The sequence below is a fragment of the Deinococcus aerius genome, assembly GCF_002897375.1.
Lineage (GTDB): Bacteria > Deinococcota > Deinococci > Deinococcales > Deinococcaceae > Deinococcus > Deinococcus aerius.
The window spans coordinates 150,240-171,362 of sequence record NZ_BFAG01000011.1; the positions used below are offsets into that span (position 1 = coordinate 150,240).

General features: G+C 70.8%; 16 protein-coding genes. 7 read left to right on the top strand and 9 right to left on the bottom strand.

Going from position 1 to position 21,123, the window contains the following annotated elements; all coding sequences use genetic code 11:
* Positions 1 to 53: 53 nt before the first annotated feature.
* Genes DAERI_RS15320 through DAERI_RS15330 form a run of 3 tightly spaced genes read right to left on the bottom strand, consistent with a single transcriptional unit; the run spans position 54 to position 1,458 of the window.
* On the bottom strand, positions 54 to 395 hold the full coding sequence (locus DAERI_RS15320) for a YraN family protein (RefSeq protein WP_103130301.1): 342 nt from the start codon (positions 393 to 395) through the stop codon (positions 54 to 56).
* Complete coding sequence (locus DAERI_RS15325; protein ID WP_103130302.1) at positions 392 to 1,060, bottom strand: HAD family hydrolase; 669 nt, start codon at positions 1,058 to 1,060, stop codon at positions 392 to 394. Before DAERI_RS15325 ends, DAERI_RS15320 begins: the two co-directional genes overlap by 4 nt.
* Positions 1,057 to 1,458, bottom strand: coding sequence for a putative dsRNA-binding protein (locus DAERI_RS15330; RefSeq protein WP_103130303.1), 402 nt, complete (start codon positions 1,456 to 1,458; stop codon positions 1,057 to 1,059). The genes DAERI_RS15325 and DAERI_RS15330 overlap by 4 nt, the downstream gene beginning before the upstream one ends.
* A gap of 168 nt (positions 1,459 to 1,626) precedes the next feature.
* Between DAERI_RS15330 and DAERI_RS15335 the strand changes: the two genes are divergently transcribed.
* The 4 genes from DAERI_RS15335 to DAERI_RS15350 all read left to right on the top strand — a co-directional run bounded on the left by DAERI_RS15335 (position 1,627) and on the right by DAERI_RS15350 (position 5,166).
* A complete protein-coding gene (locus DAERI_RS15335) occupies positions 1,627 to 2,901 on the top strand; it encodes a uracil-xanthine permease family protein (protein ID WP_103130304.1) in 1,275 nt (424 codons plus the stop codon).
* 223 nt (positions 2,902 to 3,124) lie between these two features.
* The gene (locus tag DAERI_RS15340; RefSeq protein ID WP_103130305.1) at positions 3,125 to 4,000 is read left to right on the top strand and encodes a helix-turn-helix domain-containing protein; all 876 of its coding nucleotides are present in this window, start codon (positions 3,125 to 3,127) and stop codon (positions 3,998 to 4,000) included.
* A gap of 149 nt (positions 4,001 to 4,149) precedes the next feature.
* Entirely contained in the window at positions 4,150 to 4,755 is a 606-nt protein-coding gene (locus tag DAERI_RS15345) for a YceI family protein (protein WP_103130306.1), read from the top strand.
* A gap of 3 nt (positions 4,756 to 4,758) precedes the next feature.
* Positions 4,759 to 5,166, top strand: a complete 408-nt coding sequence (locus tag DAERI_RS15350) for a hypothetical protein (protein ID WP_103130307.1) — start codon at positions 4,759 to 4,761, stop codon at positions 5,164 to 5,166.
* A gap of 420 nt (positions 5,167 to 5,586) precedes the next feature.
* Here DAERI_RS15350 and DAERI_RS15355 read toward each other — a convergent pair whose 3' ends face one another.
* Entirely contained in the window at positions 5,587 to 6,528 is a 942-nt protein-coding gene (locus tag DAERI_RS15355) for a dienelactone hydrolase family protein (protein ID WP_103130308.1), read from the bottom strand.
* A 138-nt stretch (positions 6,529 to 6,666) separates the two neighbouring features.
* Between DAERI_RS15355 and DAERI_RS15360 the strand changes: the two genes are divergently transcribed.
* On the top strand, positions 6,667 to 7,143 hold the full coding sequence (locus DAERI_RS15360) for a hypothetical protein (protein WP_103130309.1): 477 nt from the start codon (positions 6,667 to 6,669) through the stop codon (positions 7,141 to 7,143).
* Positions 7,144 to 7,153: 10 nt separating this feature from the next.
* On the opposite strand, the gene uvrB is transcribed toward DAERI_RS15360, so the two are convergent.
* From uvrB to DAERI_RS15385, 5 genes are all read right to left on the bottom strand, one after another.
* Entirely contained in the window at positions 7,154 to 10,735 is a 3,582-nt protein-coding gene (uvrB, locus tag DAERI_RS23395) for an excinuclease ABC subunit UvrB (RefSeq protein ID WP_439952257.1), read from the bottom strand.
* 363 nt (positions 10,736 to 11,098) lie between these two features.
* Positions 11,099 to 11,794: a TMEM175 family protein gene (locus DAERI_RS15370; protein WP_103130310.1), complete on the bottom strand. Its 696-nt coding sequence runs from the start codon at positions 11,792 to 11,794 to the stop codon at positions 11,099 to 11,101.
* Complete coding sequence (locus DAERI_RS15375) at positions 11,791 to 12,657, bottom strand: hypothetical protein (protein WP_103130311.1); 867 nt, start codon at positions 12,655 to 12,657, stop codon at positions 11,791 to 11,793. Before DAERI_RS15375 ends, DAERI_RS15370 begins: the two co-directional genes overlap by 4 nt.
* Positions 12,620 to 15,322 (bottom strand): DUF4062 domain-containing protein, encoded by a 2,703-nt coding sequence (locus DAERI_RS23140; protein ID WP_103130312.1) that lies wholly within the window; start codon positions 15,320 to 15,322, stop codon positions 12,620 to 12,622. The genes DAERI_RS15375 and DAERI_RS23140 overlap by 38 nt, the downstream gene beginning before the upstream one ends.
* Positions 15,323 to 15,415: 93 nt before the next feature.
* Positions 15,416 to 16,309, bottom strand: a complete 894-nt coding sequence (locus tag DAERI_RS15385) for a LysR family transcriptional regulator (RefSeq protein WP_103130313.1) — start codon at positions 16,307 to 16,309, stop codon at positions 15,416 to 15,418.
* 136 nt (positions 16,310 to 16,445) lie between these two features.
* Between DAERI_RS15385 and aceE the strand changes: the two genes are divergently transcribed.
* Entirely contained in the window at positions 16,446 to 19,154 is a 2,709-nt protein-coding gene (gene aceE / locus DAERI_RS15390) for a pyruvate dehydrogenase (acetyl-transferring), homodimeric type (protein ID WP_103130314.1), read from the top strand.
* 90 nt (positions 19,155 to 19,244) lie between these two features.
* Positions 19,245 to 21,065, top strand: a complete 1,821-nt coding sequence (gene aceF / locus DAERI_RS15395) for a dihydrolipoyllysine-residue acetyltransferase (protein WP_103130315.1) — start codon at positions 19,245 to 19,247, stop codon at positions 21,063 to 21,065.
* Positions 21,066 to 21,123 lie beyond the last annotated feature (58 nt).

Consider the following 21,123-nt stretch of genomic DNA (forward strand, 5'->3'; position numbering starts at 1 on the left):
GAAGAGGCCCCTCACCCAGGGGCTGAGGGGGCTTTCATCCCACGCGCTGGTCGCTACCCGTCCAGCGGAATCAGCGTGAGCGTCCCCGTCTGCGCCGAGCCGTCGATGGTCAGCACCTCCAGGCGGCAGGGCAGGTCGTCGCGGCCATGCTCGCGCACGAGGTAGTTCAGGGCGGCCCGCCGCATCAGCGCGAGTTTGCGCGCAGTCACGCTCTCGGCGGCGCTGCCGTGGCGGGCATTCCGACGTTGCCGAACCTCGGTGAAGATCAGAACTCCACCCTCGCGGCTCACGAGGTCGATCTCGCCCCCCGGAATGCGGTAGTTGCGCGCCACCACCTCCCGCCCCAGCGTTTCGAGGTGGGCAGCGGCGCGGGCCTCAGCATCAGCCCCCTTCATGCCAGCCACTCGTGCCAGGCGGTGAAGTCGGGCACCGCGAGCGACGCGCCCGCCGCGAGCAGCTTCTCCGCGGGGGCCGTGGTCGTCAGGGCCACGACCGTGCAGCCCGCCCCCGCCGCGCTGAGCACCCCGTTCACCGCGTCCTCGTGGGCCAGGCAGTCCTGCGGGTCCAGCCCCAGCAGCGCCGCGCCCCGCTCGAAAGGCTCGGGGTGCGGCTTGCCCCGGGTAACGTGTTCACCCAGCACCCGCGGTCCGAAGCGGGAGCCGAACCCCAGCGCCGCCATCCCAAATTCGACATTCACCGCGTCGGCACTCGTGACGAGGGCGAAGGAGATGCCCCGTTCCTCCAGGGCGTCGAGGTAGGCGCTCAGGCCTGCAACCTCGCGCAGCGCCCCCTGGGCCAGTGTGCGGTAACGCCCCTCCTTCGCCTCGTGGAAGCGCCGGATCAGCCCCTCGTCCGGGTACGTGCCCGTCAGCCGCTCGATGATCTCGGGGTTGCGGCCCCCGTCCACCTTGGTGTCGAGGTCGTGGTCGGTCAGCGTCAGACCCAGCACCTCGGCGGCGACCTCCTGCCAGGCCTGGCGGTGGAAGACGTTGTTGGAGGTCAGCACCCCGTCCATATCGAAGAGCACCCCGGCGGGGCGGGCGGGGAGCGTCAGGCTCACGCCTCCTCCGGCCCGTGCCCCAGCTCGGCGAGGAGGTCGCGGTAGAGCCGGGCGGCGTCGCGGCGCACGTCGTCCAGGGTCGCGTCCTCGGGCGCGAGTTCCAGGGCCGTCTCCAGCGCCCCCTCCAGCACCGCCGCGTAGATGGGCCAGCGGCCCCCCGACCGGGCCACGCCCCCCCCGTCCCGGTCGGCGTCGAGCGTCTGCAGGGCCACCTCCGCCGCCGCTCGCTCGGCGTCGCGCTTGGAGCGGCCCTCGCCCTGGCCGAGGGGGCGGCCCCCCGCCGAGACGGTCACGCGAAACAGCCGGTCGTGGGGCGGGCCGTCCGCCGTGGCGTCGAAGGTCGGCGTGCCCAGGCCCAGCGCCTGAAGCCGCGCGATCAGGTCTCCCTTGGGGTTCATGGTCCCCAGCGTAGACCACGGGAGGGGCCTCGTCCTTGTGGTCGCGCGAATGCTCCCGCGTGCCCCATTCCTCCGGCACCGGCAGGCGGTATGCTCGGCCCCCGGAAGAAGGAGCGCCCTGGTCTGCCCTCCCGGTGGCCCGCGGCGCCCTGCTGCCCCGGAGGCCCCATGACCCAGACCGTCCCCGCCGCCCCGCCCCCCAGCCCGGCCCGCCCGGAGCGCCGCCTGGTTCTCGGCGTGCAGCACGCCATCGCCATGTTCGGGGCGACGGTGCTCGTGCCCATCCTGGTGGGCCTCTCGCCCAGCGTGGCCCTCTTCGGGGCGGGGCTCGCCACCCTGATCTTTCACCTGCTCACCGGGGGCCGGGTGCCCATCTTCCTGGGCTCCAGCTTCGCCTTCATCGCGCCGACTGCGCTGGTCGTGAGGGAGATGGGGCCGGGCGCGGCGGCGGGCGGATTGATTGCCGCCGGGGCGATGTACCTGCTCTTCAGCGGGCTGGTGAGGCTCTTCGGCACCGACCGGCTGCTGCGGGTGTTTCCGCCGGTCGTCACCGGCCCCGTCATCATCGTGATCGGGCTGGGGCTGTCCAGCGTCGCGGTCAACGAGGCGAAGACGAACTGGTGGCTCGCTCTCGTCACGCTCGCCGCCGCCGTGGTCGCCAGCGTGTACGGGCGCGGGCTCTTCCGCATGATCCCCATCCTGATCGGCGTGGTGGTCGGCTACCTCGTCGCGCTCGCTACCGGGCAGATCGGGGGTGAGGCCCTGAACGCCATCTCGGCTGCCCCCTTGCTGGGCCTGCCCGACTTCCACGCCCCCGCGCTCGACTGGCGGGCGGTCGCCATCATCGCGCCCGTCGCCGTCGTGACCTTTATCGAGCACGTGGGGGACGTGATCGTGAACGGGCGGGTCGTCGGCCAGAACTTCCTGCAAAACCCGGGGCTGAGCCGCACCCTCTTTGCCGACGGCATCGCCAACATGAGCAGCGCGGCGCTCGGCGGACCGGCGGCCACGACCTACGCTGAGAACACGGGGGTGCTGGCCCTGACGCGGGTGTACGACCCGGCCATTCTCCGCATCGGCGCCGTGTTCGCCATCCTCTTCGGCTGCTCGCCCAAGCTGGCTGCCGTCCTGAAGAGTCTGCCGCAGGGCGTGCTGGGCGGCGTGTCCATCCTCCTCTTCGGCATGATCGCCTCCGTGGGCATCCGCACCCTGGCCGAGGCGCGGATCGACTTCGCGCACTCGCGCAACCTCATCGTGGTGAGCCTGATCCTGGTGCTGGGCCTGGGCGGGGCGGCCTTTCCCATCACGGTGGGCGGCACGACGCTCACCCTCTCGGGCATGGCGCTCGCCGCCGTGGTGGGCATCGTGGCGAACCTCCTCCTGCCCGCCCAGAGGGCCGAGGTGGACGGCGTGCCCGCGGAGGCGGAACGGGTCGTTCACTAAGGAGGGGGGGAGAGGGGGCCGATCGGGGGGAGAGGGGCGGCCCCACCTCTTTTCCCGCCGCATCCCGGTGGAGCCCCGTCCCAGGTTGGGAAGAGCTGGGCCTGGCCGACTTTCCCTTCCGGTCGGTGTGTTTGAGAGCATGACGCCGGAGGGGTCCACCTGTCTCCCCCGTAACCGTCCTAACGGTCCTCTCCTGACCGCCCATTAAGGTGGGGCCAGGCCCGTGACTACCATCCCCTCCTCCGTCGAATACGTGCCGCTCAAGGACCGGACTTTGCCCATCGTCGTGGAGCGGCTGGAGGGCTGGGCGAGCGCCCCCGGCCAGGTCTTCCGGCCCCACCGGCACGACTTCCAGGAAATCCTCTGGGTCCACTCCGGGCAGGCCCGGCACACCATCGACGGGCGGCTGATCGAGCTGCGGGCGCCCAGCGTGACCCTGATCGCGCGGGGGCAGGTTCACGCCTTCGTGGACGGGCAGGGCCTCGGCGCCTTCGTGGTGTCCTTTACCGAGGACCTGCTGGCAGGCACGCCGGGTGCGGCGGCGGGGCAACTGCTGTTCAACTACGCGCCGGGCGACCAGGTCGTTCCGGTGGGGTCGGAGGCGCAGGCGCAGGCGCTCGCCCTGCTGGAATTGCTGGCGGGCGAGTACGAGCGGGTGCGGGGCGGGGGAGATGTGCGGCTGCTGCGGCCCCTGGTCGAGGCCCTGCTGGTGCTCGTGTGGCGCGCCATTCGGGCCGCCGACGTGAACCACGTGACGGACGCGCCCGACCTGCCCCGGTTCCTCACGCTGCTGGAGCGTCACTTCACCGCCTGGCACGACGTGGGGCGCTACGCCCGGGCGCTGAACCTCTCGCCCAAGGGGCTTTCGCGGCTCACCCGCGCGGCGCTGGGCAAGACCGCCAAGGAGGTCATTCAGGACCGCCGGACCCTGGAGGCCCGGAGGCTGCTGAGCTTCACGGGCGCGAGCGTGAAGGAGATCGCGGGGCAGCTCGGCTTCGCGGACCCCTTTCACTTCAGCCGGGCCTTCAAGGCGGCCACGGGCCTCTCCCCCCAGGCCTTCCGGGAGGGGAGGCCGGAGGAGCGGGCCGGGAAAAAATGACATGGCGCCGTCCCATCCCAGCATTCCCCCCGCGGGAGCCCGCCTGTAGGGTGGGACAGGGGCGAATCCTGTTTCCCTGTCCGGTGTCCGCCCCCGAAGCGAAACGAGAGAGCCCGGTTCACCGGGCATGCCGCGCAAGGAGGCCCGTCATGCACAAGACCCACACCGCCCGCCTGCTGTCCCTAGCCGTCCTGTCCCTCGCCGCCGCGAGCGCCGCGCCCGCCAAGTTCGAGGTGGTGAGCAGCGCCGAGAACGCCAACGTGATGACCGTCGAGAGCGAAACGGCCGTCGAGAACTTCACGGGCCGCACGAACAAGATCAGCGGCACGCTCACCTTCGACCCCGTGGCGCGGACTGGCAGCGGCACGGTCATCATCGACGGCGCGAGCATCGACACCGGCATCGCCGCGCGCAACGGGCATATGCGCTCGCCCGCGTGGCTGAACTTCGACAAGGTGCCCCAGGTCAAGTTCACCGCGACCCGCGTGACCCGGCTGAGCGGTGACCAGTACCGGGTGACGGGGAACCTCACTCTGAACGGGGTCACGAGGCCCGTGACGGCGGACGCGACCGTGCGCTACACGCCCGCCGGTGACAGCACGAAGGCCGCGGGGCTCAAGGGCAACGTGCTGGCGGTCAGCACGAAGTTCAACGTGAAGCTCAGCGACTTCGGCGTGAAGAACGGGCAGATCACCTCGGGCCGCGTGAACGACGAGCTGGCGATCTCGGTGCGCTTCATCGCCAGCGACGGGTAGGGCGTGCGGCCTGCCCTGGTGCGCCGGGTCGCGGGCCTGCTCGCGGGGCTGGCGCTTGTGGCGCTCGTCGTGGGTGTCCTCGTCAGCGCGGTCCTGCTGCGCGGCGCGGCGCTGGTGCAGCGGGTCGAGCCCGCGGGGGCGGTGGGCGCCCTCTTCGGGGACACGGGGAGTCCGGGCACACCCATCGGCTCCCCCCAGCGGCTGATCGTGCGCGACGAGAAGGCCTTCCTGCCCGGCCAGGGCGAGGACGGCGTGCGGTACGTCAGCGAGACCTACCTGCGCGAGAACGGCGTGTACCCCCTCCAGGTCAAGACGGTGGAGCTGGTGCGAAACCTCGTGGTGGGGGCCTCGGTCGCCGCGCTGCTGTTCTTCGGGGGCGTGTGGGTCTGGGCTCGGCGCCGAATGACTTGATTCAGCGGGGAAAGGGAAGGGGCCACTTCCTCTGGCGGGAGTGGCCCTTTCGGTGTTTGGCATGTGGACAGGCCGCACTCGCCACCTCAACCCCTCCGAGGCCCTGATAAGGATTCCGGATCATCCGTTACGACCCCTCCGCTCCGCTCCGGTGCCTCCACTCCTATCCGTCACCGTTTTTCCTTCTCCCTCCGGTCGGGTTAACCAGTTCTTTCATAACTGATGAACCGGAATCCTTATGAGTGCTGGTGAAAGTCTCTCCTGCAGGAGAAGTGTCGTGAGGACCGGGAAAAAAGCCCCTCCCCCTTGAGGGGGGAGGCCGGGTGGGGGTGAACGGGCCGGGCGTCCGGGAAAGGTCGGAAGGTCTGCCCGCCTCGTGGTCAGGGCAAGGTAGGCGAGTTTGAAAGACCCCGCGCTCGCCTACATATTTCCCCGGAGCCACACCAGAGTCGTCGCCCAGGCATTCTCGGCCGCGTCCCGCTTGTAGTTCTGCCCGGTGTCGTTGTGGAAGGCGTGGTTGGCCCCCGGGTAGATCAGGAACTGGTGCTTGACGCCCGCCGCCGCGAGCGCCGCGTCCGTGGCCGGGGCGTTCGAGGTGATGCGGTTGTCGAGGCCGCCGTAGATACCCAGCACCGCCGCCCGGATCTTGGGGATGTCCTCGAAGGACGGGGACGGGCCGTAGAAGGGCACGGCGACCTTCAGGTCGGGCAGCAGCGTCGCCATCCGCCAAGTCATGCCGCCGCCCCAGCAGAAGCCCACCATGCCGAAGCGTTCGGCCTGCGCCCCCGGCTGGGCCTTGAGGAACTTCACCGCCTCCAGCCCGTGCGCGACGTGGGCCTCGGCGGGGGTGCGGGCGATGAAGGCGGAAATCTGGGCGGTGTCGGTGAACTTCGCCGTCCCGCCCTCCGGGGACACGAAGTCGGGGGCCAGCCCGATGAAGCCCGCCTTGGCGACCCGGCGGGTCACGTCCTGAATGTGCGGCTGGAGGCCCCGGTTCTCGTGAATCACCATCACGATGGGGGCACTCGCCACCCCCTTCGGGCGGGCCAGGTAGGCGAAGTTGGTGCGGCCCAGCGCCTCGTAGGTGACGGAACTCGCCTCGATGGAGGGATCGTCGGGCGCGACCTGGTAGACATTCTTGGCGGGCTCGTTCTGCGGCGGGGCGGTCTGCGCCTCGGCCAGCTCGGCGGCGCTCACACCCATCACCCCCAGCGAGGCGAGCAGCGTCCGCGCCCCCAGAATCGAGCCGCCCAGCAGCACGCTGCGGCGCAGAAACTCGCGGCGGGGCAACTCCCCCTCGCGGTAATCCTCGGCGAACTCCTCGGCCACGTAGCGGAACAGGTCCTGCCGGTACTCGCTCATACGTCTCTCCTTTGTGGGTAACCCTTTCGATGTTAAGCGGAAAGGGGGAAGAAGAGGTGTAGGAGCGCGCACGAACGGCGAGCTTGGGGGCCGGGGATGGACCCCACATCTCCTGCCCCTGGCGCCGTACTCTGAGCCATGCGCCCCCCTGTCCCCACCCTTCCGCTCGCCCTCGCGCTGGCCCTGGTGGGGGGTGCGGGGGGAGCCTCACCACCGGCCTCCCCCGTGCAGCCCGGCCAGGTGTGGAGGCTGGACGGCGTGACGGCCGACGGCGAGCAGTTCCAGACCGTTCTGCGCCTGGGGGCCCAGGCCCCGGCGGGCCAACCGCTGACCTACCGCGCGGATCGCGGCGCCCTACTGTACGACCCGCGCGTGCCGTCGTTCGTCGCCCTGGACACCGCCGATGCCGGGAACGGCGGCCTGGCCCTGGCCTGCGTGACCCTGGGAGCCACCCGCCCGCCGCTGTCCGGCGTCCTGATCAGCGGCACCCTCCCCGAAGTCTCGGCGCGCTTGAAAGAAGCCTTCGCGGTGGCGAGCGTCGCCCGCACCCCGGCTGATCTCCGCGCGGCGGCAAGGGAACGGCGGCTGGGCACCTGCACCCTCAGCCGCCGTTGACGCCCGGACCCTACCGCCGACCCTTGCGCCGCACCTTCTGCCCCGGCACCGTCGCCTGCTTGAACTCCTTGCCCTGGAGCTTGGCCTCGATGGCGCGAATCTGGTCGCGCAGGCTGGCCGCCCGCTCGAAGTCGAGGTCCTCCGACGCCTGCCACATATCGAGTTCCAGGTCGGTGAGCTGGGCGGTCAGCGCGTCGCGGTCGTCGCCCACCGTTTCAGAGCTGATCTCACCCTCGACCTCCTCACCGCGAATGACGTTGCGGACACCCTTGACGACCGTGGTGGGCGTGATGCCGTGTTCCTCGTTGAAGGCGATCTGCTTCTCGCGGCGGCGGGCCGTCTCCTCCATCGCCGACTGCATGGCGGGGGTCATGGTGTCGCCGTAGAGGATCACCTCGCCGTTCACATTGCGCGCGGCGCGGCCAATGGTCTGGATCAGCGCCCGCTCGCTTCTCAGGAAGCCCGGCTTGTCCGCGTCGAGGATGGCGACGAGCGAGACTTCGGGCAGGTCCAGCCCCTCGCGCAGGAGGTTGATGCCCACCAGCACGTCGTAGTGCCCCAGCCGCAGGTCGCGGATGATGACCTGACGCTCGACCGAGTCGATGTCCGAGTGCATGTAGCGCGCCTTGACGCCCTTTTCGAGCAGGTACTCCGTGAGGTCTTCCGACATGCGCTTGGTCAGGGTGGTGACGAGGGTGCGTTCCCCCCGGTTCGCCCGCTCGCGCACCCGGCCCAGCAGGTCCTCGATCTGGCCCTGGATGGGCCGCACGGTGACGGGTGGGTCCACCAGCCCGGTCGGGCGGATGATCTGGTCGGCCACGCTGTCGCTGACCTCGCGCTCAAAGGGGCCGGGGGTGGCGGAGACGAAGACGATCTGCCCGGTCTTGCTCAGGAACTCGTCGAAGTTCAGGGGTCGGTTGTCCATCGCGCTCGGCAGGCGGAAGCCGTAGTCCACCAGCGTCTGCTTGCGCGCCCGGTCCCCGTTCGCCATCCCGCCGATCTGCGGCACCGTCACGTGCGACTCGTCGATGAAGGTGATGAAGTCGTCCGGGAAGTAGTCGAGCATGGTGTAAGGCGTGGCCCCGGGGGTGCGCCCGTCGATGTGCCGCGAGTAGTTCTCGATGCCCGAGCAGTAGCCCAGAACCTTGAGCATCTCCAGGTCGTAGAGGGTGCGCTCCTTGAGCCGCTGGGCTTCGAGCAGTTTGCCGACCGACTTGAAGTATTCCAGGCGCTGGTCGAGCTCCTCCTGGATGGTCACGATGGCCCGCTCGATGTTCCCCGCGCTGGAGACGTAGTGCTTGGCCGGGTAGACGATGGTGGCGTCAAGGTCGCCCAGCTTGTCGCCGGTCACCGGATGCACGACCTGAATGCGGTCCACGTCGTCGCCCCACAGCTCGATCCTGAGCGGCTGCTCGTCGTAGCTCGGCCAGACCTCCACCGTGTCGCCCTTCGCCCGGAAGCGGCCCGGCGCCAGCTCGATGTCGTTGCGCTCGTACTGCATGGTCACGAGGCGGCCCAGGATCTCGTCGCGGCTCACCTTCTCGCCGACCTTCAGGATCAGGTTGAGCGCCCGGTACTCGGCGGGGTCACCCAGGCCGTAGATGCACGACACCGACGCCACCACGATGGTGTCCCGCCGCGTGAGCAGGCTGCGGGTGGTGGAGTGCCGCAGCCGCTCGATCTCCTGGTTGATCGAGGCGTCCTTCTCGATGAACAGGTCTTTGCCGGGCACATAAGCTTCCGGCTGGTAGTAGTCGTAGTACGAGATGAAGAACTCGACCGCCGCGTCGGGAAAGAACTCGCGGAACTCGGAGGCGAGCTGGGCGGTGAGGATCTTGTTGGGCGCCATGATGAGGGCGGGGCGCTGCGTCTCCTCGATGACCTTCGCCATGGAGTAGGTGTTGTGGACGAAGAGCCCGCCGCGTCCGGTCAGGAAGGTCTCGAAGCCGTCCACGCTGAAGTCGTACACGAAGGGTGTCTGAGGCTGGACGCTCTCGGAGCGCACGATGGGCGACCAGTGAACGTCGGCCAGCCCGATGAAGGCCGCGTCCTGGAGGCCCAGCGCCGCGCAGATGCGCCGGAAGAGGGGGGCACTGGGCGCACGAATCCCGCACTCGATGGCCGAAATCATGGTGCGGGTGCAGCCCGCCCGCTCCGCCACATCCCGCTGACTGAGGCCCGCGCGCTCGCGTTCGGCCAGCAGCCGGGGGCCGACGCCGGGAATGAGGTCCACGTTCGTGTTACCCCGTCCGGCCTGCTCCACGGCGCCGCGCAGGAGTTCCCGCTTCCGCCCGCTCAGGAAGCCGATCTCGCCCTGGAAGTGCTGCAGGTTCTCCGCACCGGAGATGGTCAGCTTGTGGTAGGTGCCGTATGCCCCATCGGGTCGCTTCTTCTGCACCGCGCGCACCCGCGCCCAGATGCCGAAGCGCAGCAGGGCCTCGGCGAGTTCCCCGACCAGCCGTTCACTAGCGGTGATCGCCGTGACCGCGTTCCCCTCCACGCCGCCGTCACCCTCGAAGTAGGCGCGCAGGAGGCCCGCCAGAAAGGCATTCGGAAAGGCCGCGAAGTTCTCGGGGAGGTGCTTGGTGTGGGCCGTTTTCCCCATCAGCCGGGAGAGCAGTTCGTGCCAGACGCGCCCACCCAACACGAAGTCGCCGTCCTGGCGGCGGAAGAAATTGGCATCCAGCGCCCTCAGCGCCACTTCCAGTTGCCCCTGGACTTCCGGGTCGCGCGCCGAGATCAGGGCGAACTGTTCGGCGGAGTGGCCCTCGGCGACGTACTGCCCGAAGACGAGGGCCAGCGGGGCGTTCAGGGGCAGGGCGGCGGGGAGTTCAGCCATCCGTGCGGAAACGCGGCTTTCTTCCAGGGTCATCAGGCCGCCCGCGATGGCCGCCCTGGCCCCCGCCGCGTTCAACCGGCCCGCCTTCTTGCCGTGCCGAACCGCGTGCAACTTGCCCGACGGTTGGGGATAGTGCGCCTGCACCAGGTCGCGCCACTCGCCGTCCCGCTCGGCGGTGTACGGGGCGGACACCTGAAAGGGTAGTCCGTCCAGAATGTCCAGAGTATTGAGATACGTCAGCGTCTGCCCCGGCTCCGGGGTTCGGCGCGGCACGGGAAGGGCGTCCCCCTCCTGCACCGCGTCCCCGTGAATCAGATGCAACTGTCCGCGGCGGAGAACCCAGACGCTGTGGTCGGCGGTCACCGTGACGTCGCGGCCACAGGCGGTCGTCAGGCGGTGCAGCGTCTCCGGCGTCCGGTGGCGGCTGAGGGCCGTCACGTCCCGCCAGTCCACCCGGCCCGTCTCCGCGTCCCAGGCGAGAACGCGCATGGACCCCAGCGGGGGGAGTTCCAGCGATTCCTCGTCCTGGGCTGGTGTGCCGAAAATTTCGTCGATGAGTTCACCGATGGGCAGGCGGCGCACCTGGCCGTCCACCTCGACCGTCACCGACTCGTGCCAGGCCACGCTCTTGCCCGTACCCGTAGCTCCTAATAATGTCTGAAACCGAAGTCCCGACTCCAGCCCATCCACCAGACTGCGAATGGCGGTCGGCTGGTCCCCGGACGGCGTAAAGTCGGACTGGACCCGTAGCATCCTCCTATTTTACGCCGGGGACGTAAGGGGAAGGTAAGCGCGATGGCGGACTCCACTCCTGCCGAGTCCTGCACGTCCTGCTGATAGGAAGGGCTGGCGCGGAGTTGCCCCGGCGATCCATGTCTGCCGTAGAACCTGGAGTGGGGGCGCCTGGGTGGGCCGGGGGATGAGGCCTGGTTCAAAGGAGCGGGACTTGCGTGAAAGGGGCATTGGGGCCGTATCTCTCCGGCGGCTTGTGTGGCGGTGGCCGCCAGGTGCGGGGTCGTGACGGAATTGGAGAGTTGGAGGCGCGCCGCTGCTGGGGCTCCTGGACGTTGAGGCAGGATCGGAGGCCAACCGGCTGTTGCCCATCCTCACCCCCGTCTATCCCACCCCGGGCGAGGCGCCGTCCGCCCGCTCCGGTCCCCCCTCCGCCCCGCCGGTCGGAAGCCCCCCGATGAGCCGGGCGAGCCGGGCGAGTTCGACGAGGGCGACGGGGATCAGCAGGAGGTACAGCACGAGGCTCCAGCGGGCCGCGAAATAGGCGACCGGGACCATCAGGAGGTAGCCGAGGGTCGCCTCCACGCCCATCGCCGTGATGCGGGCGATGACCCGGGGGGGCAGGTTGGCCTCGACCAGCCGGTGTCCCCGGGCGCAGTGCAGCCAGTTCAGCAGGATGAGCAGGGACAGGACCGCGACGTGGAGGCCGAAGACCGTGTAGGCCAGGGGCTCCTGCGGAAAGCGGCTGATCAGGGCCGCCGAGAAGGGCACGAGCGCCACCACGAGCAGGGCGAGCAGGTTGAGCGCCGCGTGCGTGAAGTCCGAGCGCACGATCAGGCTGCTCCCCAGGTGGTGGCCCAGCCACACCACGCCCAGCAGCGCGAAGCTGACGGCGTAGGCCGTGAGCTGCGGTCCCAGGGAGAGCAGGGCCGCGGGCAGGCCGCCGGGTCCCACCTCCTCCGGGGGGCGCACGTCGAGCACGAGCAGGGTCATCGTGATGGCGAAAACACCGTCGAAGAGTGTGTCGACCCGCAGGCTGCTCAGGAAGCGGGCCGGGGCGGGCCGGCGCGGGCGCGTCACGCCGGGCTCCCGCCCCGCGTCCCCCCGCGCTGTGCCCGGCGGTCCAGGATCAGCAGGGCGAGCACGCCCAGCCCCAGCATGACGCCCATGCCCGCCACGAACCCCCACGCGGCGGGGCGCCCGAAATCGATGGCGTCCCGGCCCCGCACCACCCCCAGCAGGATGGCGACGAAGGCGAGCACCTCGGCCTGCACCAGCACGCGGGCGGCGCTCCAGCGGCCGTCCCGGGCGAGGCTGAGCCCGACGACCCCCGGCAGCGTGAACAGCGCGCCCATCACCCGCGCGGTGAGCGGCGTCAGCGTCCACGGCCAGACCGCGATCAGCCCGGCGGGCCACAGGAACAGCAGCAGCCCGGTCGCCAGGGTGAGGGCGCCCACGGCGGCGAGGACGGCCCGCCACCCGCCCGGCAGGAGGAGGTCGCGCTCGTCGGGCGTGCCGGGGTCCGCCCCGCGGTTGGCCCACCACGCCGCCAGCACGAGAAAGGGCGTGGTGAAGTACAGCCCCGCCCAGGCGATGAAGCTCACGTGGCCGGGGTGAAAGCGGTCCCAGTGCAGCACGGTCGCGATGCCCAGCAGCGTGGCGAACAGCCCCACCGCCGGAAAGCCCGCCGCGACGTGGTGCCAGCGCCCCCGCAGGGTGCGGGCGAAGAAGAGGATGCCCCCCAGATACCCGGCGGCGAGCATCATGGCGGTGAGGGGCGGCTTGATCGGCCAGGCGAACAGCCGGTCGGTCCGCTCCGGCCACAGGTACAGCAGCGCGAAGGCGATGAGCAGGAAGGGCAGGACGAATGCGGCGAGCCAGCGGGTGGCGGGCCGCACCCGGTCGTCACCCGGCTGGGGAGGGGAGGGCGGCACTCGGGTCATGGGTCTCTCCTGGGGACGCGCCCGGCCCGCCCAGGGCGTAGGCCACGGCGTCCGCGACGCTCAGCTCGTGCCCGGCGGCCTCCTCGGCGGCGAAGGTCGCGGCCCCCGCGCCCGACCGCAGGGCGTCCACGGCGTCCTGGTAGAAGGCGGCGTTGAGGTTGTGGATCAGGCCGGTCTGTTCACGCAGCGCCCGCGACGCGCCCAGGAGCCGGGCGGCCCGCGGGGTGTCGCCGCGCCGGGCCGCCACCGCGAGCAGGCCTTCCAGCCCGTACGCCACGCCCTCGTCGTGGCGCAGCCGGGCGGAGAGGGAAAGCCCCGCGGCGAAGTGGGCCGCCGCCTCGTCGGGGTGGCCGAGCAGCAGGGCGGTCCAGCCCACGTGGTTCTCGGCGATGGCGAGGCCGAGCTGGTCCCCCTCGCGGCGGGTCAGCGCCAGGCTCTCCTCGAAGCGGGCGCGCGCCCCCGCCACCTGCCCGGCGGAGAGCGCGGCGCGGCCCAGCGTCAGGAGGGCCATCGCCTCGCCCCAGGCGTCGCCCGCCTGGCGAAACAGGGCGAGGCTGCGGGCAAAGGCGGCGCCCACCCGGGCCGGGTCGGGGGGGACCGCGGCGGCCAGCGCCAGCCCCAGGGCCAGGGACGCCACCCCCGCGCCCGAGAGGTCGCCCCCGGCCTCGAACAGCGCCGCGCTCTCCTCCAGGTCGGGGGCGAGCGGCCCCGGCTCCGCCTGCCAGAAGGTGATCGCCCGCGCGTAGTACAGCGCCTGGGCCCGGGCGAGGTCAGGCAGGGGGACGCCGGACGCGAGCACCTCCTCCATCCACGCCCGGACCTCGGCGAGGTGCCCGGCGACCCACCAGTACAGGTACAGGTCCCAGGCGAGCCCGGCGGCCCCCGCGGCGTTCCCGGTGTCGAGGTCGTGCCGCACCGCCGCGCGCAGGTTGTCGTGGGCGAACTCCAGCCGCGAGACCCACCCGGCCTGGGTGGGGCCGCGCAGCTCCGGGCGCGCCCGGGCGGCGAGGGCGTGGTAGTAGGCGGCATGCCGGGTCCGCAGCGCCTCCAGGTCGCCGCTGGCGGCCAGCAGCTCCCGCGCGTACTCGCGCACGGTGGCGAGCATGGAGAAGCACGGCTCCTCCTCGCGCGGCTCCTGCCCCACCAGGCTGCCGTCCACCAGGGCCTCCAGCCCGCCCAGCACGTCGGGCACGTCCGGGCCGCACACCGCCTCCGCCGCCTCCAGGGTGAACCCCCGCGCGAAGACCCCCAGCCGGGCGAAGAGGTCACGCTGCTCGCCCGTGAGCAGGCGCACGCTCCAGTCGATGGCCCCCCGCAGCGTCTGCTGCCGCTCGGGCAGGTCGCGGGCGCCACCCGTCAGCAGCGGCAGGCGCTGGTCGAGCCGCGCGAGGATCGCCGCCGGGGGCAGCAGCCTGATGCGCGCCGCCGCGAGTTCGAGCGCGAGGGGCACCCCGTCGAGCGCGGCGCAGATGCCCGCGACCGCCGCCGCGTTGGCCCCCGTCAGCTCGAAGTCGGGCTTGACGGCGTGGGCACGCTCCACGAAGAGCCGCACGGCGGGGGAGGTCAGGAACTGCGCGGGGGAGGCGCGGCGCCGGGGCTCCGGGAGCGGCAGCGGCCCCACCTCGACCTGGCGCTCCCCGCTCAGGCGCAGCGGCGAGCGGCTCGTGACCAGGAGGCGCAGGCCGGGCGCGTCCGAAAGCAGGTCCGTCAGCAGCGGCGCCGCCGGGAGGACCTGCTCGAAGTTGTCGAGGACGAGCAGCAGCTCGCGGCCCGCCAGCGCCCGGCACACATCCTGCGCCAGCGTCGGCCCGCCGGGGTCGCGCAGCCCGATGCCCCGCGCGATGGCGGGCAGGACCGCCCCCGGCTCGTGCAGCGCCGCCAGGGGCACGAAGCGGACCCCGTGCCGGAACTGGCCCCCCAGCGCGGCGGCGGCGGCGAGGGCGAGGCGGGTCTTGCCGATCCCGCCCGGTCCCCACAGGGTCACCAGCCGCACGTCCGGCTGCCCGAACAAGCCCGTCACCTCCCGGGTCTCCCGCTCGCGGCCCACCAGGCTGGTGAGGGGAACAGGAAGCGCCCCGGCCCCCAGTTCCGGCTCGGGCGGCGGGACCGCCGGGGCACCAGCGGCCAGGCCCTGCTCGTACCGCTCGGTGAGCAGCACCGCGAGGTCGTCCGCCAGCAGCTCGCGCAGCTCCCTCGCGGAGGTGAAGGGCTTGTAGGAGGCGGCGTCCTCCGCCCGGATCCGGCCCAGCAGCTCCTCCAGCCGGGCCTCGCGCCCCGGGGCGGGCGTTTTGACGTAGATCAGCTTGGGCCGGTCCCCGGCGAGCAGGTACTCGTCCTCCAGGCCGGACACCTGCTCGCCGGGCGCCACCCAGCCGTAGCGTTCCCAGTACAGGCCGACGAACACCTGGCTCTGGGCGAGGTACGCCCGGTACAGGTCGCGGGGCGGGTGGGGCCGCGCGCCCAGCTCGAACATCACGGGCGTCAGCCGCAGCCGCTCAATGGCGGCTCTCGCCGCCCGGCGTTCCTCCGCGAGTTCCTGGAGGGTCGAGGAGACGAACACGCGCAGCTTCTGGTCGGGGGTGCGGATGGCGGCGCTGGGGGCGGGGGGCGGGGCAGGAGACGGCTGGAGGGCCGCCGTCTCGTCCGGCCCGGGCTGGTCCGGCATGGGGAGCCTCCCTGGGGCGGACGTGCTGGCGCCCGGCCCACTTTGTAAGGTTCATCATACTCCCGCGCGCCCGGACCTCTTCCGGCTCCCGGCCTAAGTCTGATTGCCTAACGCCTCCCCCGCCACCCCCAGGAAGGCACGCACGATGGGTCCCCCGCCCACCTCCTCCCGGCGCCACACGGCGACGATCTCGACCAGGGGCGCGTCCTCGACCGGGCGGTACACCACACCGGGCAGCGCGAGGCGCTCGAAGAACCGGATGGGGAGGAAGACGCCCAGCCCGGCGGCCACCAGCGAGAGCAGGGTGGGAATCTCGATGGCCTCCTGCACCACGTTGGGGGTGAAGCCCGCCGAAGCGCACCAGCGCATGACCTGATCGAAGTAGGTCGCGCGCAGGTGGCGCGGAAAGAAGACGAACCGCTCGCCCCGGAGGTCACCGATGCGGAGCCTGCGCTTGCGGGCCAGCGGGTGCCCGGCGGGGAGAGCTGCGACGAGCGGCTGGCGCCACAACGCCCGCGAGTCCAGCCCGGGGTCGCGCACGGGCAGCAGCATCAGGCCCACGTCAATCTGCCCGCCCCGCAGCGCCGCCTCCTGCTCCTGGGCGGTGAGTTCGCGCAGGTCCACCGAGACGTTGGGGAAAGCCTCGCGGAAGGAGCGCACGATCTCCGGCAGCCCCCCGAAGGCGAGCCCGCCGACGAAACCCACCGTCAACCGCCCGACCTCGCCCCGCGCGGCCCGCCGGGCCCGCTCGACCGTCTGCGCCGCCTGGGCCAGCGTGGCACGGGCACCCACGAGAAACTCCTGCCCCGCTGGCGTCAGTTGCACCCGCCGGGTGGTCCGCAGCACGAGGGGCACGCCCACCTCGTCCTCCAGGTTGCGAATGGAGTTGGACAGCGCCTGCTGCACCACGAACACGCGCTCGGCGGCCCGCCCGAAGTGTTCCTCCTCGGCGAGGGCGACGAAATGACGGAGGTGGCGAAGTTCCATGCTGGGCCTTTCGGGGAGGGAGCCCGGCAGCTAGGCTCCCCCAACCCGCCACAAGCTTAACCTACCATTCGGCGTGGTGAATGCGCTCATTTTGCCCTGTTGGAAGCGGTGAATGGCACGGCATAGACTACTAACCATGACCAAACTGCCCCCGCGTGCCGAACTGCCGCCGCAGGACCGGGAGAAACTCAACGCCGTGGAGACGCAGGAGTGGCTCGACTCGCTCGCCTACGTGCTGGCGAATGCCGGGGACGACCGCGCCGCACAACTGTTGGAGGAACTCGACCACTACGCCTACTTCCACGGGGCGCCCATCCTCTTCAAGCAGAACACGCCGTACATCAACACCATCGACGTGGACCAGCAGCCCGAGTACCCGGGCAACCTGGAGCTGGAGCGCAAGATCCGCAACGCGATCCGCTGGAACGCCGTGGCGATGGTCGTCAAGGCGAACAAGAAGAGTGACGGCATCGGCGGGCACCTCGCCACCTACGCGAGCAGTGCCGAGCTGTACGAGGTGGGCTTCAACCACTTCTTCCGGGGGCACGGGGCGGGGGTGGACCGCGACCTGATCTTCTTCCAGGGGCACGCGAGCCCGGGTATCTATGCGCGCTCCTTCCTGGAGGGCCGCTTCACGGAGGCGCAGCTCAACAACTTCCGGCGCGAGCTGAGCCCCGACGGCCCCGGCCTGAGCAGCTACCCCCACCCCTGGCTGATGCCGCACTACTGGGAGTTCCCGACCGTCTCCATGGGTCTGGGGCCTATCCAGGCGATCTATCAGGCGCGCTTCATCAAGTACCTCGAAAACCGGGGCCTCAAGCCGGGGGGCAATGCCAAGGTCTGGGCCTTCCTGGGTGACGGCGAGATGGACGAGCCGCAGAGCATCGGCGCCCTGCGCTTCGCCGCCTACGAGAACCTCGACAACATCGTGTTCGTCCTGAACGCCAACCTTCAGCGGCTGGACGGCCCGGTGCGCGCGAACTCCAAGGTCATCCAGGAGTTCGAGGCGCTGTTCCGGGGGGCGGGCTGGAACGTCATCAAGGTCGTGTGGGACTCGAAATGGGACGAACTGCTGTCCCGCGACTACAACGGGGCCATCGTCAAACGCTTCGAGCAGCTCGTGGACGGCGAGTCGCAGCGGTACGCGGCCTTCGGCGGCAAGGAGCTGCGCGAGAAGTTCTTCAACACGCCCGAACTCCAGAAGCTCATCGAGGGCTGGACGGACGCCGACCTCGAACTCCTCAACCGGGGTGGGCACGACGTCCACAAGGTCTACGCGGCCTACGAATCGGCGGTGAAGCACACGGGCAGCCCGACCGTGATCATCGCCCGCACGGTAAAGGGTTATGGCCTGGGCGAGACGGCGCAGGCCCGCAACGTGGCCCACCAGGTCAAGAAGCTGGAGTTCGGGGCGCTGAAGAACCTGCGCGATCTATTGGAACTGCCGCTCACCGACGAGCAGGTCGAGCACCTCGACTTCTACCACCCCGGCCCCGACTCGCCCGAAGTGAAGTACATGCTCGAACGGCGCCAGGCGCTCGGCGGCTTCGTGCCCGAGCGCATCGTGGACTACCCGCGCCCGACCGTTCCTGCTGGCGAGTTCTACGAGGAGTTCGCGGCGGGCAGCAAGGGCCGCGCGGTGAGCACCACCATGGCTGCCGTGCAGATCATGAGCAAGCTGCTGCGCGACAAGGAGATCGGCAAGCTGATCGTCCCCATCGTGCCCGACGAGGCCCGTACCTTCGGCATGGACGCGCTCGTGCCGCGCATCGGCATCTACTCGCCGCGCGGGCAGACGTACCAGCCCGTCGATTTCGGGTCGCTGATGGCCTACAAGGAGAGCACCGACGGCCAGATGCTCGAAGAGGGCATCACGGAAGACGGCGCGATGGCCTCCTGGATCGCCGCCGCGACGAGCTACGCGAACCACGGCGTGCCCACCATCCCCTTCTACGTCTTCTACTCCATGTTCGGGATGCAGCGCATCGGCGACCTCGTGTGGGCGGCGGGCGACCAGCGGGCGCGCGGCTTCCTCTTCGGGGCCACGGCGGGCCGCACGACGCTGGCGGGCGAGGGGTTGCAGCACCAGGACGGCAACTCGCTCCTGCAAGCCTACGTGGTGCCCACCCTGCGGGTGTATGACCCCGCCTTCGCCTACGAACTCGCGGTGATCGTCGAGCACGGCATCCAGCGGATGTACGTGGACGACATCGACGAGTTCTACTACGTCACCATCGACAACGAGAACGAGGTCCAGCCCGCCATGCCCGGCGACCACGCCCAGATTCGGGAGGGGATCATCAAGGGCCTGTACCGCTTCCAGGCGAGCGAGAACACGAAAGCGGGGCTGCGCGCGCAGATTCTCGCCAGCGGCCCGGCGATGGGCGCGGCGCTCGATGCCGTGAAGATGCTGGAGGGCTACGGCGTGGCGGCGGACGTGTGGTCGGTCACGAGCTACAAGGAACTCCACCAGGACGCCCTGCTGACCCAGCGCCACAACATGCTCCATCCCACGGAGGAGCCGAAGGTTTCCTACGTCGCCTCGCAGCTCAGCCAGGAGAACGCGCCCGGCGTGCTGATCTCGGTCAGCGACTACGTGAAGCTCGGCGCCGACGGCCTGAACGGGCACCTCGACCGCAAGCTGTGGACGCTGGGCACCGACGGCTGGGGCCGCTCGGAGGCCCGCGAGGAACTGCGCGACTTCTTCGAGGTGGACGCGCGGCACGTGACCCTGGCGACCCTGTACGCCCTCCAGCGCGACGGGAAGGTGAAGGGGGACGTGGTGGCAAAGGCCATCGCCGAGCTCGGGATCGACCCCGAGCGGGAAGCGCCGGTCCTGCGTTAAGCGTTGAGCCGTCAGCTTTCAGCGGTCAGCGGCCTATGCTGGGAACTGAGAGCTGGCGGCCCCTCATTCACAATCCAAGGAGCGTCCAACATGGCGACGGAACTGAAACTGCCCGACGTGGGCGACAATATCGAGCAGGGCACGGTCGTGACGGTGCTCGTGGGGCCCGGCGACAGCGTGACCGAGGGCCAGCCCATCATCGAGATCGAGACGGACAAGGCCGTGGTCGAGGTGCCCGCTACCCAGGGCGGCACGGTCGAGGCCGTGAGCGTGAACGTGGGCGACACCGTGCCGGTGGGCGGCACCATTCTGACGTTGGCGGGGGGGGACGGCGGCGCGGCCACGGCCAGTGGGGGACAGGCCCAGACCCCCTCGCCCGGAATGCCCTCCGCCGAGCCCGACAGCCCAACTGTGGCCGACGATCCTGATACGGCCAACCGGGTCGCCCAGGCCCAGGTCGAGGCGCAGAAGGTGCAGGCGGGGACCTCGGATGGAAGCGGCGCGGCGCCTGCCCGGACGGGTCCCTCGGCGGGCGGCGCCCAGGTCACCCTCCCCGACGTGGGGGACAACATCGAGCAGGGGACGGTCGTGACGGTGCTGGTGGGGCCCGGCGACACGATTCAAGAGGGCCAGCCCGTCATCGAGATCGAGACGGACAAGGCGGTCGTCGAGGTCCCGGCGAACGCCTCCGGCACCGTGCAGGACGTGGCGGTGAAGGTCGGCGACACGGTGAAGGTCGGCGGCGTGATCCTGACGCTGGGGGGAGGCCAGCAGCCAGCGGCGAGCGCGCAGCCCGCCCCGGCTCCGCAACCCCAGCCCGCCCAGGCGCCCGCCTCGCGGGACAACTTCCCGGTGGATACCCTGTCCACCGGGCGGCCCACTGCCCCGCGCGAGACGCAACTGACCCCGCAGGAGGCGCAGCCCGCAACCCAGGCGCCGGGCGCCCAGCGGCCCTACAACACCCAGGCGTATGACAACCGCCTGCTGATCCCCGCCGCGCCCAGCGTGCGCCGCCTGGCCCGCGAGCTGCACGTGGACATCCACGACGTTCACGGGACCGGCATCGCCGGGCGCATCAGCGAGGAGGACGTGCGCCGGACGGCGGGGACGCCGAGCGTGCAGGCTCCGGCAGCTCAACCCGCCCCCGCTGCGGCCCCCGCCCCGACCCCGGCTCCCGCCGCCGCGCCCCTCCCCAACTTCGAGCGGTGGGGCACGGTGCGCCGTGAGGACATGAGCGGCATCCGCAAGGCGACCGTGCGCTCCATGACCCAGTCGTGGACGACCATCCCGATGGTCACGCATTTCGACAAGGCGGACGTGACCCGCATGGAGGAGACGCGCCGCCAGTTCGGCGCCCGGGTCGAGAAGGCGGGCGGCAAGCTCACCATGACCCACATCCTGATGAAGGTCGTGGCGAACGCCCTGCGGAAGTACCCCAAGTTCGGCGCCAGCCTCGACCTGGAGGCGCAGCAGGTGGTCTACAAGGACTACGTGAACCTCGGCGTGGCGGTCGATACGCCGCAGGGCCTCCTCGTCCCGGTTCTCAAGGACGCCGACCGCAAGAGCATCACCGAGATCGTGCTGGAGCTGAACGAGCTGGCGGGCAAGGCCCGCGAGCGCAAGCTCAAGCCCGACGAGATGCAGGGAGCGACCTTCACCATCTCCAACCTCGGCGGGATCGGCGGGTACGGCTTCACGCCCATCGTGAACGCGCCGGAGGTCGCCATCCTGGGCGTCTCGCGCGGCGGCTTCGAGCCCGTCTGGAACAAGGAGACCGGGAGCTTCGAGCCGCGCAACATGCTGCCCCTCAGCCTGACCTATGACCACCGCCTGATCGACGGGGCGGACGCCGCCCGCTTCCTGCGCTATATCTGCGAGGCGCTGGAGGACCCGTTCCTGATTAGCCTCTAGCGGTCAGCATTCGGGCGTCAGAAGGAACAAGCAAAAGCCCCCACTTTCGCGGTGGGGG